Annotated in this window: 13 protein-coding genes; 5 read left to right on the top strand and 8 right to left on the bottom strand. The window is 65.1% G+C overall.

The window, feature by feature from the left end:
* Positions 1-88: 88 nt before the first annotated feature.
* On the top strand, positions 89-247 hold the full coding sequence (locus tag ACR65N_RS04330; RefSeq protein ID WP_430305749.1) for a hypothetical protein: 159 nt from the start codon (positions 89-91) through the stop codon (positions 245-247).
* Between the two features lie 103 nt (positions 248-350).
* Here ACR65N_RS04330 and ACR65N_RS04335 read toward each other — a convergent pair whose 3' ends face one another.
* Positions 351-2,441, bottom strand: a complete 2,091-nt coding sequence (locus ACR65N_RS04335) for a methyl-accepting chemotaxis protein (RefSeq protein WP_440455878.1) — start codon at positions 2,439-2,441, stop codon at positions 351-353.
* Between the two features lie 266 nt (positions 2,442-2,707).
* On the opposite strand from ACR65N_RS04335, the gene ACR65N_RS04340 reads away from it, so the two are divergent.
* Both ACR65N_RS04340 and ACR65N_RS04345 read left to right on the top strand, forming a co-directional pair.
* Positions 2,708-3,484 carry a TlyA family RNA methyltransferase gene (locus ACR65N_RS04340; RefSeq protein ID WP_440455879.1) on the top strand — a complete coding sequence of 259 codons (777 nt, stop codon included), beginning with the start codon at positions 2,708-2,710 and terminating at the stop codon, positions 3,482-3,484.
* Positions 3,481-4,740 (top strand): class I SAM-dependent RNA methyltransferase, encoded by a 1,260-nt coding sequence (locus ACR65N_RS04345; protein WP_440455880.1) that lies wholly within the window; start codon positions 3,481-3,483, stop codon positions 4,738-4,740. Before ACR65N_RS04340 ends, ACR65N_RS04345 begins: the two co-directional genes overlap by 4 nt.
* 2 nt (positions 4,741-4,742) lie before the next feature.
* Here the strand turns inward: ACR65N_RS04345 and ACR65N_RS04350 are convergent, their stop codons facing one another.
* The 3 genes from ACR65N_RS04350 to ACR65N_RS04360 form a co-directional block, all read right to left on the bottom strand.
* Positions 4,743-5,000, bottom strand: coding sequence for a hypothetical protein (locus ACR65N_RS04350; RefSeq protein ID WP_440455881.1), 258 nt, complete (start codon positions 4,998-5,000; stop codon positions 4,743-4,745).
* A gap of 85 nt (positions 5,001-5,085) precedes the next feature.
* Positions 5,086-5,841, bottom strand: a complete 756-nt coding sequence (locus ACR65N_RS04355) for a crotonase/enoyl-CoA hydratase family protein (protein ID WP_440455882.1) — start codon at positions 5,839-5,841, stop codon at positions 5,086-5,088.
* A gap of 12 nt (positions 5,842-5,853) precedes the next feature.
* Positions 5,854-7,644 (bottom strand): acyl-CoA dehydrogenase family protein, encoded by a 1,791-nt coding sequence (locus ACR65N_RS04360; RefSeq protein ID WP_440455883.1) that lies wholly within the window; start codon positions 7,642-7,644, stop codon positions 5,854-5,856.
* A 268-nt stretch (positions 7,645-7,912) separates the two neighbouring features.
* Between ACR65N_RS04360 and ACR65N_RS04365 the strand changes: the two genes are divergently transcribed.
* Positions 7,913-9,853, top strand: coding sequence for a PhoX family protein (locus ACR65N_RS04365; RefSeq protein WP_440455884.1), 1,941 nt, complete (start codon positions 7,913-7,915; stop codon positions 9,851-9,853).
* An 87-nt stretch (positions 9,854-9,940) separates the two neighbouring features.
* Positions 9,941-10,939 (top strand): transporter, encoded by a 999-nt coding sequence (locus ACR65N_RS04370; RefSeq protein ID WP_440455885.1) that lies wholly within the window; start codon positions 9,941-9,943, stop codon positions 10,937-10,939.
* A gap of 74 nt (positions 10,940-11,013) precedes the next feature.
* On the opposite strand, the gene ACR65N_RS04375 is transcribed toward ACR65N_RS04370, so the two are convergent.
* The 4 genes from ACR65N_RS04375 to ACR65N_RS04390 all read right to left on the bottom strand — a co-directional run bounded on the left by ACR65N_RS04375 (position 11,014) and on the right by ACR65N_RS04390 (position 14,663).
* Positions 11,014-11,484, bottom strand: coding sequence for a BA14K family protein (locus ACR65N_RS04375; RefSeq protein ID WP_430305758.1), 471 nt, complete (start codon positions 11,482-11,484; stop codon positions 11,014-11,016).
* 206 nt (positions 11,485-11,690) lie between these two features.
* Entirely contained in the window at positions 11,691-12,191 is a 501-nt protein-coding gene (locus ACR65N_RS04380) for a BA14K family protein (RefSeq protein ID WP_440456116.1), read from the bottom strand.
* A 130-nt stretch (positions 12,192-12,321) separates the two neighbouring features.
* Positions 12,322-13,401, bottom strand: a complete 1,080-nt coding sequence (locus ACR65N_RS04385; protein ID WP_440455886.1) for an FAD-binding oxidoreductase — start codon at positions 13,399-13,401, stop codon at positions 12,322-12,324.
* A gap of 17 nt (positions 13,402-13,418) precedes the next feature.
* The gene (locus ACR65N_RS04390) at positions 13,419-14,663 is read right to left on the bottom strand and encodes an aromatic ring-hydroxylating oxygenase subunit alpha (RefSeq protein ID WP_440455887.1); all 1,245 of its coding nucleotides are present in this window, start codon (positions 14,661-14,663) and stop codon (positions 13,419-13,421) included.
* Between the last annotated feature and the right edge of the window lie 29 nt (positions 14,664-14,692).

A 14,692-nucleotide genomic window follows, 5' to 3' on the forward strand; every position in this document is an offset into this window, starting at 1 on the left:
TGCCGACTTCATCCTTACATAGGCACTGGGAATGCGATGTCGGCCCGCACAATGCCAGGGCCAGGATCCGCCTATTTAAGGAAATATTATGGTAGAGAAGAACGCCTCTGCGTCCAACGACGCATACGAGCCCAAGACTTTGGCGAAGAAGCACCGGATCACCTTGGAAGAAGCGAAGCAGATCATCGCTGAACATGGTCAGGACCGTAAGGCGGCAGACAAGGCCGCTCGCCGCATCGCAGCCTGAGCGATCGCGGACAAAAAAGGCCTCTGCCGGAGCCCGGCAGAGACCTGTAGACGGCTGAAGTTGCCCGACGCCCGACCTCGGGTTGGGCCGGGGCGCCACAGCCTCAGAATTCTTCCCAGTTGTCTTCGCTCGGCTTTGCCGGCTTTGCGCTGCCGCCAAAGGCCTTGGCGAGCGACGAGTGCAGGACGCTGGCGGGCGAGGCAGCCGGACGCGAGGTCGCCGTTGCAGCCACGGGTCCGCGGCCGATCGCCGGGCGGGCGACGGACTTGCCGCCAGGCGCACCTCCCGAACCTGCCCAGCCTGCCGAATTTGCTGGCCGGGAGACCGACGCGCCAGCCGGCTGCGGCCGGGCAGCGGTGCCCGGTGGGGCAAACGCGCGGGCTGTCGATGCCGAGCGTTCGGCGGTCCGGCCACCCAGCTTGAACTGGCCGAGCAGTTCGTCCAGCGCCCCGGCTTCGCGGGCCAGCGAGTGGCTGGCGGCCGTCTGCTCTTCCACCATGGCGGCGTTCTGCTGGGTATCCTGATCCATCGAGCTGATGGCGCTGTTGATTTCCTGCAGTCCGGTCGACTGCTCGCGCGCCGAAACCACGATCGCCTTGATATTCTCGTTGATCCCGCCGACTTCGGCGACGATCGCCTGCAGCGCCTGACCGGTTTCGCCAACCAGCGAGACGCCGGCATCGACCTGCTGGCTGGAGGTGGTGATCAGGCCCTTGATCTCCTTTGCAGCATTGGCGGACCGCTGCGCCAGTTCGCGGACTTCCTGGGCGACGACGGCAAAGCCCTTGCCCGCATCGCCCGCACGCGCCGCCTCGACGCCGGCGTTCAGCGCCAGGAGGTTGGTCTGGAAGGCAATGTCGTCGATGACCGAGATGATGTTGATGATCTCGTGCGAGGACTTGGAAATACCTTCCATGGCGACCACCGCACGGCGCACGACGTCTCCCGACTTTTCCGCCTCGATGCGGGCGCGCTCGACGCGCAGACCGACATCCTCCGCACGCTTGGCGGAATCCTTGACCGTGGTCGTCACCTGCTCGACCGCGGCGGCCGTCTGCTCGACGGAAGCTGCCTGACGCTCGGTACGCTTGGCCAGATCGTCGGCGGCGCTGCGGATCTCGGCGGCACCGGCATTGATCGCCGAAGCATTGCTGCCGACGCCCTGCAGCGCCTGCTGCAGCTTTTCCAGCGCGACGTTGAAATCGCCGCGAAGCCTGTCCAGCCGCTCGGTGAAGGGACGCTCCAGACGGTAGGCGACATCGCCGTCGGCGAGCTTCGACAGGCCCTCGGCCAGTGCGTTCATGGCGAAATCGATCTCGGCCGCCTCATGCGCCTTGCGCTGATCGTTGCTGCGGCGCTCTTCCTCGGTCGAACGACGCAGGTCGTCGGTCTCAAGCGACAGGCGCTGTTTCTCGATTGCGGCATCCTTGAAGACCGCGACTGCCTTGGCCATCTGGCCAACCTCGTCGCCACGATCCAGAGCCGGCACGTCGATCGCATGATTGCCGGCGGCAAGCGCCGACATGGCGCGCGTCATGCCGATGATGGGCGTGACGATTGCCCGCGACAGGAGCCAGATCAGCGCCACGGCAATGATGCCGGCAACCGCGCCACCGATCAGCAGCGTCCAGAGGACGGCCGTGTGTGCCTGCGCCTGCTCGTCGACCTTTGCGGCGGTGAGCGTGGCGATCTGGCCCTTCAGGGTCTGCGAGGCGGCGCGAAATTCGTCCAGCTGCTGGAACCGGTCGCCGGTCTGCTTGACCAGCGTGTCGATGTCGCTGCCGGAGACCAGCTTGCGCTGCTCGACCAGCGGAGCAACTGCCTGCGCCTGGAAGGCATCGGCCGCGCGGCGCATTTCGGCAAGCGTTGCGCTGATCGCCGTTTCGCCCCGTGCGGCGCGGCTTGCCCGCTCCAGCGCCGAAACGCTGCCGTCGCGCTCCGCCGTGATCAGGTTCAGCATGTCGTTGCTGCCAGACAGGAGATATCCGCGCAGGTGAAGCGCCTGTTCCAGCTGCAGTTCCATGGCTTCGGATGCAGCGTCGGCGATCGTTTGCGCCTCGACGAGGCCGCGCGATGCGTCGGCCGACTTGAGGCCCTGCCAGTAGACGTCGGCTGACGCCAGCAGGCACACGGACATCAGCGCCAGAAACGTGCCGATCAGTTTCTTGTTCAGGGAAAGGTTCTTCAATGTCATGGGGCACCGGTCAAAAATGCGGTCGTTAAGGTGCCCGTAGAGAATGCGACGGACCTTAAGATAATGTTGAATGTGCATGCTTATTCGCAGCCATAGAGGATCACTTTTGCACGAAAATGCTGTGTGACGAGAGGCGCTTGTCGGCAGGCTTGATCTTCGTCAATTCCGCAGCCATCGGCGATGCCTTTCCCGCCGACAGCCGGCCAATCGCCGCTCCGATGCGGAATCCGCTTGCCTGATCGATGCCGGAACGGCATTGACGGCATATGACCTCTCATTCTCCTCAAAGACTGGACCAGTTGCTGGTCAACCGCGGCCTTTTTGCCAGCCGGTCGCGCGCCCGCGATGCCGTTCTGCGCGGCACCGTCAAGGTAAACGGCGAGACGCTGCTCAAGCCGAGCCTCGTGGTACCGCCGAACTCCGTCTTCACCATCGACGATCCGGCCCAGGACTACGTATCGCGCGCGGCGCTGAAGCTGGTCGCGGCGCTCGATCATTTCGGCCTCGATCCCGCCGGCCTCAGCTGCCTCGACATCGGCGCCTCGACCGGCGGCTTCACCGAGGTGCTGCTGAAGCGCCAGGCAGCCCATGTCGTGGCGATCGACGTCGGCCATGGCCAGATCCACGACCGGATTGCCGGCAGTCCGCGGGTGCTGAGCCTGGAAGGTCTCAATGCCCGCGCCCTGACGCGCGACGACATCGGCGACGATGATATCGGCATGGTGGTGTCCGACGTGTCGTTCATCTCGCTCAAGCTGGCCCTGCCGCCGGCACTCGACATGGCCGAGCCGGGCGCCACCTGCGTGCTGCTGGTCAAACCGCAGTTCGAGGCCGGCCGCGATTTTGTCAGCAAGGCCGGGCTGCTGAAGGATCCCGACACCGCGCCGGCGGTTGCCGCCGAGCTGGAACGCTGGCTGGTCGAGGACATGGGCTGGGAAAGTCTCGGGATGATCGCCTCGCCGATCGCCGGCGGTGACGGCAACCAGGAATACCTGCTCGCCGGCCGCAAGCCTCTCGAACCCTCCGACGGACAGGCGCAATGAGCACGCAGACCGTGACGATCGCAAGCCTCGGCGCCCGCGGCGACGGGGTTGCGCATGATGCCGACGGACCGGTGTTCGTGCCCTACGCGCTGCCCGGCGAAACGGTTGCCATCGCCCGGGTGAAGAACGAAGGAACGATCATGTCCTTCGCCAGCACCTCAGCGGATCGGGTCCAGCCGCCGTGCCGGCATTTCGGCCCGGACGGTGATGGCGGTGCCTGTGGCGGCTGCACTCTGCAACACCTGGCCAAGCCCCCTTACAATGCCTTCAAGCGACAGGCGCTGATCAACGCGCTGAAATCGCAGGCCCTGGCCTTGCCGGCCGAGCACGCCGTGGATGACACCATCGAGGCGCATCCCGGACAGCGGCGCCGCATCGTGCTGACCGTGCGCCGTCGCGACGGAGATCTGGTGATCGGCTTCAACCAGGCCGAAACGCACCATGTGGTGCCGACCGTCGAATGTCCCATCACGTCCGCCGGGATCGTCTCCCGACTGGACGCTCTGAAGATGATCGCCCGCGCCAGCGGCTGCGACGTCTTTCGCATGGTGGTCACCGAGACCCTCACCGGGCTCGATGTCTCGCTGGAGGGCGTGCAAGGCGGACTTGGCGAGCGGGCACGCCGCAACGTCACCGACACCGTCATCAGGCTGCGCGGTATTGCCCGGGTGTCGATCAACGGCGAAATTCTGATCGAGCCGGAAAAGCCTATGCTCGATTTCGGCGGCGCCCGCGTCGTCATCCCGCCCGGTGCCTTCACCCAGGCGACACGCGAGGCCGAAGAGGCGATGGCGGCGATGGCGATCTCGCATATCGGCAAGGCGAAGCGTGTCGCCGACCTGTTTTCCGGCATCGGCACCTTTGCGCTGAGGATCGGCCGCTCGGCCGCCGTTCACGCACTGGAATCCGACGAGAAGGCAGTCAAGGCGCTCGACCAGGCAGCGCGCACCGCCAAGGGACTGAAGCCGGTGACGGTGGAGCGGCGCGACCTGTTCCGCCGGCCGATGACGCCGCAGGATCTGAAGCCGTTCGATGCCGTCGTCTTCGACCCGCCGCGTGCCGGCGCCGAAGCGCAGTGTCGCGAGCTGGCAAAATCGTCGGTGAAGCGGATCGTCGCCGTCAGTTGCAATCCGCTGACGCTGGCCCGCGACCTCGCGATCCTGACGGCCGGCGGCTACCGCATCACCCGGGTCACGCCGATCGACCAGTTTCTCTGGTCGTCGCATGTGGAAGCCGTGGTGCTGCTGGAGAAGTAGGTCTACCGCCCGAGCTGCAGGGTGCCGCTTCCGGTGACGTTATCGCAGCGGCAGCGGCCGCCGACCCGGCCCTCACCGGCGCGGCAAACCGACGGCGTGCTGCGGTCGGCGCTGCGCGGTGCCGGCACGACGCAGACGTAACGCTGGCGCTGGCGGTCGTCATTGCCGCTGTAGACGCGGGTGTTTGGCCCGGACGTCTGCGCCAGTGTGGCAGCGGGGGCAAGCAGCAGCAGCGCGAGTGTCGCGAACAACCTGACCATGGTTCTGTCCCTTCGGAAACGTAGATGCCGTTGTCGCCATCCTTGGCGCCGAGCCATTAACGCGCGGTGAACCGGCTGGCCAGCGCTACCGCTTGAGGAAGGCCTCAAAGGCCGCACGCGCCTCGGCGCTCTTCAGCTGGGCGGAAAAATGCACCATTTCGGCATCGATGCGCGACAGCACCTCGCCGGTATCACCGCGCACGAGATTGCGGGCGATCTTCATCGCGCCGGCAGGTTTTGCGGCAAGCCGGGCAGCCAGCGCCAGCGTCTCGGCCTCCACCTCGGCCGGCGTCACGACCTTCCAGATCAGGCCGGCGCCGCGGGCCTCGTCGGCGGAAAATCCCTCACCCGCAGCCAGCAAGGCAAACGCCCGCTGATGGCCGGCGATGCGCGGCACGAGAAGACTGGAGGCGGCTTCCGGCACCAGCGCCAGATCGACGAACGGCGTCTTGAACAGGCTTCTATCGGAGGCGATGGTCAGGTCGCAGTGGAGGTGAAGCGTGGTGCCGATGCCGATCGCCAACCCGTCGACGCCGGAGACGAGAGGCTTGCCGCAGGTAGTCAGCGCCTTCAGGAACTCCACCGCGGCCGGCGGCTCGCTGCTGCCGGACATCGCATAGGCGAGGAAATCGGCCATGTCGTTGCCGGCCGAAAAGCAGCCGTCGCTGCCGAGAAAGACAATTGCTCTCACGGCATCGTCGTTTTCGGCATCCTCGAGGGCTGCCGTCATGCGGCGATACATGTCGGCGGTGATGGCGTTCTTCTTCTCCGGCCGGTTGAGGCGGATCAACAGGACGCCCGGATGGGCCTCGGGACGTTCGATGAGGATGTGGTCGGTCATCTCTTCCTCTCCTCAGGCAAACAGGGCGCGGGCAGCGGCCAGGCTTTCGGCACCGTTGACGACCCGATCCTTCAGCGCCGCAGTCTCGGCGATGAGGTTTTCGGCGGCGAACCGGCAGAGCAGAAGGCGCTGGTCGCGGCCGGCTTCACCGGTCACCAGAGCGCCCTTGGCGAGATAGACGCCGGTGAGCGCCAGCCCGAAAAGCCGCTGGTAGGGCGTCGCACCCGAAAGCGCAGCAGCGACATTGCCGTCCGCCAGCCGCGCCAGCAGCCATTCGGTTGCCTCTTCGAGATCGGCAAGGCTTGCCGACAACCGCTCCGCGGTGGTGCCGAAACCGACATCATTGGCGGAACGAACCTGTTCGGCGATGTCTTTCAGGTCTGCGATGAGGCCGCGCACCTGGTTTCCGTCCGACAGCGGCAGTTTTCGGGTGACGAGATCGGCGGCCTGGATGCCGTTGGTGCCTTCGTAGATCGGCGCGATGCGGGCATCACGCCACAGGCGGGCGGCACCGGTCTCCTCGATGAAGCCCATGCCGCCATGCACCTGGATGCCGAGCGAGGCGACATCGACGCCGGCATCGGTGGCAAAGCTCTTGGCGATCGGCGTCAGAAGCGCGGCGCGCTCCGCCCACTGCTTTGCCTCGTCGCCTTCGGAATGGTGGCCCATGTCGGTTGCGTGGGCGCAGGTATAGCAGATGGCGCGGGCGCCTTGCGTCAGCGCCTTCATGGTCAGCAGCATGCGGGCGACGTCCGGATGCTCGATGATCGGGCTCATGCCCCCCTTGTCGCCCGAGCCGGACCAGCCGGGCGCCTTGCCCTGGGTGCGCTCGCGGGCATAGGCGATCGCCTTCTGGGTCGCCGCCTCGCAGATCGCCACGCCCTGCATGCCGACGGCGAGGCGAGCATTGTTCATCATCGTGAACATGCAGGCGAGGCCGCGGTTCTCCTCGCCGATCAGATAGCCGATGGCGCCAGCCTCCTCACCGAACCGCCCGTCGCCATAGATCATCGTGCAGGTCGGCGAGCCGTGGATGCCGAGCTTGTGTTCCAGCGAGTGGCAGTGAAGATCGTTGCGGGCGCCCGGCGCTCCGTCGGCGTCCAGCAGGAATTTCGGCACCAGGAACAGCGAGATGCCGCGCGTTCCGGCCGGCGCATCCGGCAGCCGCGCCAGCACCAGATGGATGATGTTGTCGGTGATCTCGTGATCGCCCCAGGTGATGTAGATCTTCTGGCCGAAGATCCGGTAGCTGCCGTCGTCGCGGCGCTCGGCGCGGGTTTTCATCACGCCGAGATCCGAGCCGGCATGCGGCTCGGTCAGGTTCATCGTGCCCGTCCACTCGCCAGAGATCATCTTCGGCAGATAAGCGGCCTTCAGCGCCTCGGAGCCATGCACCGTCAGTGCCTCGACGGCCCCCATGGTCAGCGTCGGACCGAGCGCGAAGGCCATCGATCCCGAATTCCACATCTCCAGAGCCGCGACGTTGAGCATGTGCGGCAGACCCTGACCGCCGAAATCCGGATGCGCGGCAAGACTGTTCCAGCCGCCCTCTGCCCAGTGGCGGTAGAGCGCGTCCCAGCCATCCGGCACTAGGACCTTGCCATCGACCAGCCGAGCGCCCTGCGTGTCGCCGACAGCTCCCAGCGGCGCGACCTCATCGGAGGCGAAGCGACCGGCCTCCGAGAGAATGGCATCCACCAGATCGTCCGAAAGATCGCCGAGCCTGCCGTCGTCGAGGGCCTTTGCGAGACCCGCGACATGCTTCAAGGTGAACGCAATATCCTCAACCGGTGCCCTGTACATCGCATGCTCCTCCGCAGTCACAGGCAGTGGCCGCACGCTCCCCTTCCCCGGATGCGCGTGGCCGACTAGAGCTTTCCGGGCTAATCGATTTTTACGTAAACGTCAACGTTCGCGCCACGGCAGGCTCCGTCACCCTCTGCCTCGGCAGGACGGTTTGGTTGGGGATGCAAGACGGCTGACACGCTTCTGCCGGCGCACGTCACATGCCTGTCATCGCTGTCGCGGTAACCGTCAGGGCCCTACCTCAATCAAAAGGATGGAGACCAAGATGAGCCAGAACGAGATAAGCAAGACGGACGAGACCGGGATCGACAAGAGCCAGCTTTCCTGGGACGCATGGGATGAACTGCAGACCCCGCCGCCTGCCGAAACCGAATTCGATCGCGTCGTCGCGCGCGCCGTGTCGCGCCGCGGCTTTCTCGGCAGCATGGTGGCCTTCGGATCGGCTGCCGCCGCGCTCGGAACGCTCGGCAACCTGATGAGCTCCACCTCCGCCGAGGCCCAGCAGGCTGCCTCGCGCATCCCGTTCAAGCCGGTGCCGATCTCCACCGACCATACGATCCACGTGCCGGAAGGCTATGGCTGGAAGCCGCTTGCCAAATGGGGCCAGCCGCTGTTTTCCAACGTCTCCGACCTCGATCCGGCCAACGGCGTCAGCCTTGAGAATTCCGACAAGGTGTTCGGCGAGAACACCGACGGCATGGAACTGTTCGTCGTCGGTGATCACCAGGTGATCGCCATCAACCACGAATACGTAAACCCGGACATCAACCTTCCGCATCGCGAGAAGGGCAACCCGCAGAACATTGATGAAGTGCGCATCCTGCAGAACATGCAGGGCGTTACGGTGATGGAAGTCGCCGAAGGTGCAGATGGCTGGCAGATCGTGCTCGACAGCCCGTTCAACCGCCGCATCCACCACAACACGCCGATGAAGATCACCGGCCCGGCTGCCGGCTCCGACCTCATCAAGACCGCCGCCGATCCCAACGGCACCGACTGTCTCGGGACGTTCAACAACTGCGGTGCCGGCCGCACGCCGTGGGGCACCTACCTCACCTGCGAAGAGAACTTCAACGGCTACTTCGGCACCACCGACGCCGCCTTCAAGATGCCGGACGACTACAAGCGCTACGGCATCGCGGCCGAGACCCGCTACGCCTACGAGAAGTTCGACGAGCGCTTCGACGTGGCGAAGAACCCGAATGAACCGCGTCGCGCCGGCTATGTCGTCGAGATCGATCCCTCGAACGCCAAGTCGGTTCCGGTCAAACGCAGCGCGCTCGGCCGCATCAAGCACGAAAACGCGGCCGTCGTGGTGGCGCGTGACGGCCGCGTGGTCGTCTACATGGGCGACGACGAGCGCGGCGAGTTCCTCTACAAGTTCGTCTCGAACGGCATCTACGTTCCGGGCGGCGAGACCTCCGGCCTGCTCGACGACGGCACCCTCTACGTCGCAAAATTCTCCGACGAAGGCACCGGCGAATGGCTGGCGCTGACGCCGGAGACGACCGGCATGAAGATGGACGAGATCTGCGTCTTCACCCGCCAGGCAGCCTCCAAGGTCGGCGCGACGACGATGGACCGTCCGGAATGGGTGGCGATCAACCCGGTTGCCATCGAAGCCTACTGCGCGCTCACCAACAACAGCTATCGCGGCGTCTCCAAGGACGGCAAGCCGCGCACCAATGCCGGCGGCGAAGTCCTGGCGCTGAACGCCGTCAATCCGCGCGAGAAGAACGAATACGGCCAGATCGTCCGCTGGTATCCGGAGAATGCCGACCACGCGGACAGCAAGTTCAAGTGGGACCTGTTCGTCATGGCCGGCAATCCGACCGTTCACAAGGACGGATATGCGGGTTCGAGCAACATCAACGAAGGCAACATGTTCAACTCGCCGGACGGGATGATGTTCGACTCGACCGGCCTGTTGTGGATCCAGACGGATGGCGAGGAAACCAACGAGGGCAACTTCGCCGGCCAGGGCAACAACCAGATGCTCGCAGGCGATCCGGCAACCGGCCGCATCGAGCGTTTCCTGACTGCACCGAAGGGTGCCGAAGTGACCGGCCAGACATGGTCGGCCGACAAGCGCACCCACTTCGTCGGCATCCAGCACCCCGACGCACCGTTCCCGGACGGCGAAGGCAAGCTGCCGCGCTCGACGGTCATTGCGGTCAAGCGCAACGACAATGCAATGATCGGCTGATCCTGCTGATTAACGAGGGTCGCGTCGGCGAGACCGGCGCGACCCTCGACCGCTTTCAGCGGCCGCTTTTCTAAGGAATACCTTTTCATGCTGCCCATCGTGCAGTCCGTGCCGGGCCTCGTCTGGGCCTACCGCTTCCATACCGAGGATGGCGCCTGCCAGCGATTTCCGCCCGATATCGGCCGAGACGACCTGCTGAAGGCCGGCGGCGACTTTCTGTGGCTCCACCTGAACCTTGCCGACCAGCGGCTGGCGACCTTCCTCGACACGTTCCCGGCGCTGCCTCCGGCAGTCGTTGCCGCGCTCACCACCCACGAGACGCATGCCTCGATCACTCTCGACGACGGCATGATCTACGGGACGCTTGTGGATTTCCAGCGCGAGTTCGACGCCGGGACCCGCGACATCGGCTGGCTGCACTTTGCCGTCTGCGAGGGGCTGATCGTCACCACCCGGCTGCAGCCGCTGCGCTCGATCGACCGCGTGCGCGCCTCCGTCGAGAAGAACCCCGCCCGCTACCGGGTGCCGATCGACATCTTCGAGACCATCGTCGCCGAATTCCAGCGGACGATGATCACGCTGGTTCTCGAACTCACCGAGGAACTCAACCAGATCGAGGACAGCGTCTACGACAACACTTCGCGCGACGAGCGGCGGCGGCTGGCGCCCGTCAGGCGCACCGTCGTGCGGCTTCACCGGCACCTGCGCACCGTGCTGGCACTGATGCGGCGAGCCGGAGCATCCGACGAGGATGACATGCCGCCGGGGTTCGACGATGTCGCCGGGCGCCTGACCAGTCGGCTGGAAGCCGTGGACCATGACGTCTATGCGCTGCAGGAGCGGGCCCGCCTGCTGCACGAGGAAATCGATTCCAAGCTGAGCTCGGAGACCAACCGCCACCTCTACATCCTGTCGCTGATGACGGCGTTTCTTCTGCCGCCGTCGCTGGTCACCGGCTTCTTCGGCATGAACACGTCCGGCCTGCCGCTCGCCGGCGGAGGCCACGGGACCTTCGTCGCCTTCTGCTTCATCGGCCTGTCGATCCTCGGCGCCTGGTGGCTGCTGCGGCGCGCCGGCATTCTTTGAGGCGGCGGGCGGCGGGACAAAAAATGCCGCCCGGCTGAACCGGGCGGCTGATCGAATGAGCCCCGTTCAGGATCTCAATAGTAGGGCGATACGCAGGTCTGGCGCGGACCGCTGTACGGCTGGAAGGTGTTCGAGTAGCTGTCGTACGAACGATAGCGGCCAGCGCAATATTCGTAGTGGCGCGGGTTGATGCCCGAGCGGGCCGGAGCCGGTTCGACGTAACGCGGCTGGGCGGCGATCGCACCGCCGATCAGAGCGCCGGCGCCGAAGGCTGCGAGCGGGAACCAGTAGCCGTTGTGGCGACGGTAGCCCGGACGGTAATCCCGGTAGCCACGATGACCGCCGTAATAGCCGCCCCGACGGTATCCATCACCGCGCCAGTGGCCGCCACGCGGTCCATCGCGCCAGTACTGTACCTGCACGACGTCCTTTTCCACCTGCGGTGCGGCAGCGATGGGCATCGCCGCCTGCGACGGCAGGATGGAGGCCGCCAGCATCGCGGCTGACAGGCCAATGATCGAAAGCCTGTTGAACAGCTTGGTCATGATCGATCTCCAAATCCTGATTGCATGGATCATCCGGCGCCCGGGACGGCTTGTCTCGCCACGAGGCCGGCAATGGGAAGACGCTAGGGCTTTTCACCTGAACCGCCGATTAATGGCCCGTTCATCCTGCCAAAACCGGCTTCACGTTGAAGTGAAACGCCCGGATCTTCGCGAGATCCGGGCGTCCAGGTTCAAAGCCTTGTGGTTCAGTACGGCGAATTGCAGATGCGGCGTTCGCCACGGCTGTTGGCGACGTAGGTGTTGTCCGAAGCGCGGTACGTCTTGTAGCGCTGTTCGCACCACGAAACATGCGAATTGCCGTAGGAGGCGCGCGGCGCCGCTACTGCACCACCAATCAGGGCGCCGGCACCGAAGGCTGCCAGCGGGAACCAGAAACCGTTGTGGTAGCGATAGCCCGAGCGGCGCTCACGGTAGCCACGGTGGCCATTATAGTAGCCATCGCGGGCGAAGTGACGATTGTTCCAGCGGCGGTCGCCGCGATCCCAGCGATCACCACCACCAATGCGGCCGCGAACCCAAGGAAGGCGCTGCTGGTCGCCACGCTCCTGGCTGAACTGCACGTCGGTTACCGGCGCACGGTCGGCGGCCTGCGGCACGGCAGCGAACGGCATGGCCTGCGCCGGGGCGAGACCGGTCAGCGTCACGGCAAGCGCCGTGGCCATCGCGGCCAAGTTCTTCCTGATCATACCCATGGTGTTTCCTCATTTTGCTTGTTTGGTCTTTAAACGCAAAAATGCAGGCATAGGTTCCAAGGCACGCAGTGCAGCCCGCGGCAGCGGACGGTCCGAAGCGGACAATCGAAGTGCTGGCTTTCGCCTAAACCTCGATTTCGATGTCGCCTTTCGGACGCGAACAGCAGGCGAGGATGTAGCCCTCCTCGATCTCCTCGTCGAGGATGCCGCCGCTATGGTTCATGTCGACGGATCCAGACAGCAGCATGACGCGGCAGGTGCCGCAGAGGCCCGATTCGCAGGCGGCGCCGATGCGCACGCCATTGGCCCGGGCGGTCATCAGGATCGTCTCGCCAGGCTTGCTGGCCACCTGCTTTCCGGCCAGCGCAAAGGACACCATTGCCGGGGTCTCGCCATCGGCCAGCGCCGTCGCCTCGTCCGCGACCGTCGCCAGCACCGGCTGGAAGCTTTCCTGGTGATAGCGGCGCATGTCGAAGCCGGCGCCTTCAAGAGCCGAGCGGACGGCGGCCATGAAGGGCTCGGGTCCGCAACAGAAGATCGTCCGGTCGAGGAAGTCCGGCGACAGAAGCGAGATCTTGGCCCGGTCAATCATGCCCCGCAGTCCAGACCAGGGCTCGGCCCTGCCGCAATGCTCGACGATGAAGCCGAGGTTGAGGTGCGGCATCAGCCGCGACAGGTTCTCCAGCTCGTGGCGGAAGATGATTTCCGACGGCGAACGGGCGCAATTGATGAACACGACGTCCGAGCGCGGCGTGCGGTCGCTCATGTCGCGGGTCATCGACATCATCGGCGTGACGCCAGACCCCGCCGAGATGAACAGGTACTTCTCGCCCGGGTGCTTGACGTAGGAGAAGTCGCCCAGCGGCCCGCAGGCACGGATCTTCACACCCGGCTTGAGGTTGTCGAACATCCAGCGGGTGCCGATGCTGTCCTTCTGCGCCTTGACGGTGACCGCCATGGAATAGGGCCGCGACGGGCTGGAAGACAGGGTATAGGTGCGCATGACCGGCTCGCGGGCGACCGGCAGTTCCAGCGTGACGAACTGGCCCGGCAGGTAGCGGAACCAGACCGGCGCCTCAGCCCTGAAGGTGAAGGTCATCACCTCCGGTGCCTCCACCGTCGCCGACGTACATTCCAGCAGATGCAGCCGGTCGTTCCACGGCTGCATCTGGTCGAAATGCGGATAGCTCACGGCCATGTTCATGTCAGGTCACCGTTGGTTCAGGCTACAGCGGAAAGCTTCGCCTGGTCACCCTGCAGGCGGTTGGTCATGAAGGTCGTGTACCAGTCGACGAACTGCATAACGCCGCCCTCGTGATCGGGCGAATAGGGTCCCGGCTCGTAGGCCGGCGATCGGATCCCGAAGGCGTTTTCCTCAACGATCGAGCGGTCCTGGTCGTTGGTCATGTTCCACACATGCGCCAGTTCCTCGAGGTCGTAATCGACGCCCTCGACCGCATCCTTGTGGACCAGCCAGGTGGTGGTGACGGCAGTCTCCTCGGCGCTGATCGGCAGCACGCGGAAGGAAATGGCGTGGTCGCCCAGCATGTGGTTCCAGGTGGTCGGATAGTGGAAGAGCAGCATGGTGCCGATATGGCTGATCGGCACGTCATCGGACAGCGGCCGGCGGACCGCCCGCTTGCCGGACATGGTGTAGCTTTCGGCATCCTCGATCAGCGGCATCCGCGCAACACGGAACTGGCCGGTCTCGTGCATGGCAAAGGTCGACGGCAGGCCGGCGGCCTCGCAGCGCTGCCAGTGCTCGGAGATGAACGGGTCGTCGCCGGCACCCTGCACGCCGGTGGCCGTCGGCGCTTCCGGGTAGGTGCGGCAGAGCTCGGGATGGTTGCTGGCGCAGTGGTAGCACTCGCGGTTGTTTTCCCAGACCAGCTTCCAGTTGCCCTTCTCGATGATCGTGTTCTGGTGCGCGACCTTCGCCTCGGACAGCCGATGCGGCGCCATGTACGGCTCGATCATGGCGCGCACGGGGGCAAAATCCGGAGCCTGTTCGGCCAGGCAGATGAAGATGTAGCCGCCGACCGTCTCGCAATGCACCGTCTTCATGCCGAACTGCGACTTGTCGAAGTCCTCGCCCATCTGGCGGGCAAAGACCAGCGAACCGTCGAGATCGTAGGTCCACTGATGGTAAGGACAGACGAGCTTTGCCGAGGCACCGCGCTCGGCGGTGCAGACGCGATGGCCGCGATGCCGGCAGGTATTGTGGAAGGCGCGGATCAGCTTGTCGCGGCCGCGCACGATGACCACCGGGTAGTCGCCGATCTGAACGGTGAAATAGTTGCCGGCGCGGCCGATCTCGCAGTCATGACCGACGAACAGCCAGTCGCGATACCAGATGTTCTCCATGTCGATACGGAAGTAGTCCGGGTCGATGTAGAACGGCTGCTCCAGGCTGTAGCCCGGGCGGTGGTTCTTCAACTGCCGCAGCATCGAATTGCGAGTGTCCATCTTCCGTTCCTGTCGACGCGACGCATGGA

The sequence above is a fragment of the Rhizobium sp. SAFR-030 genome (assembly GCF_059415005.1).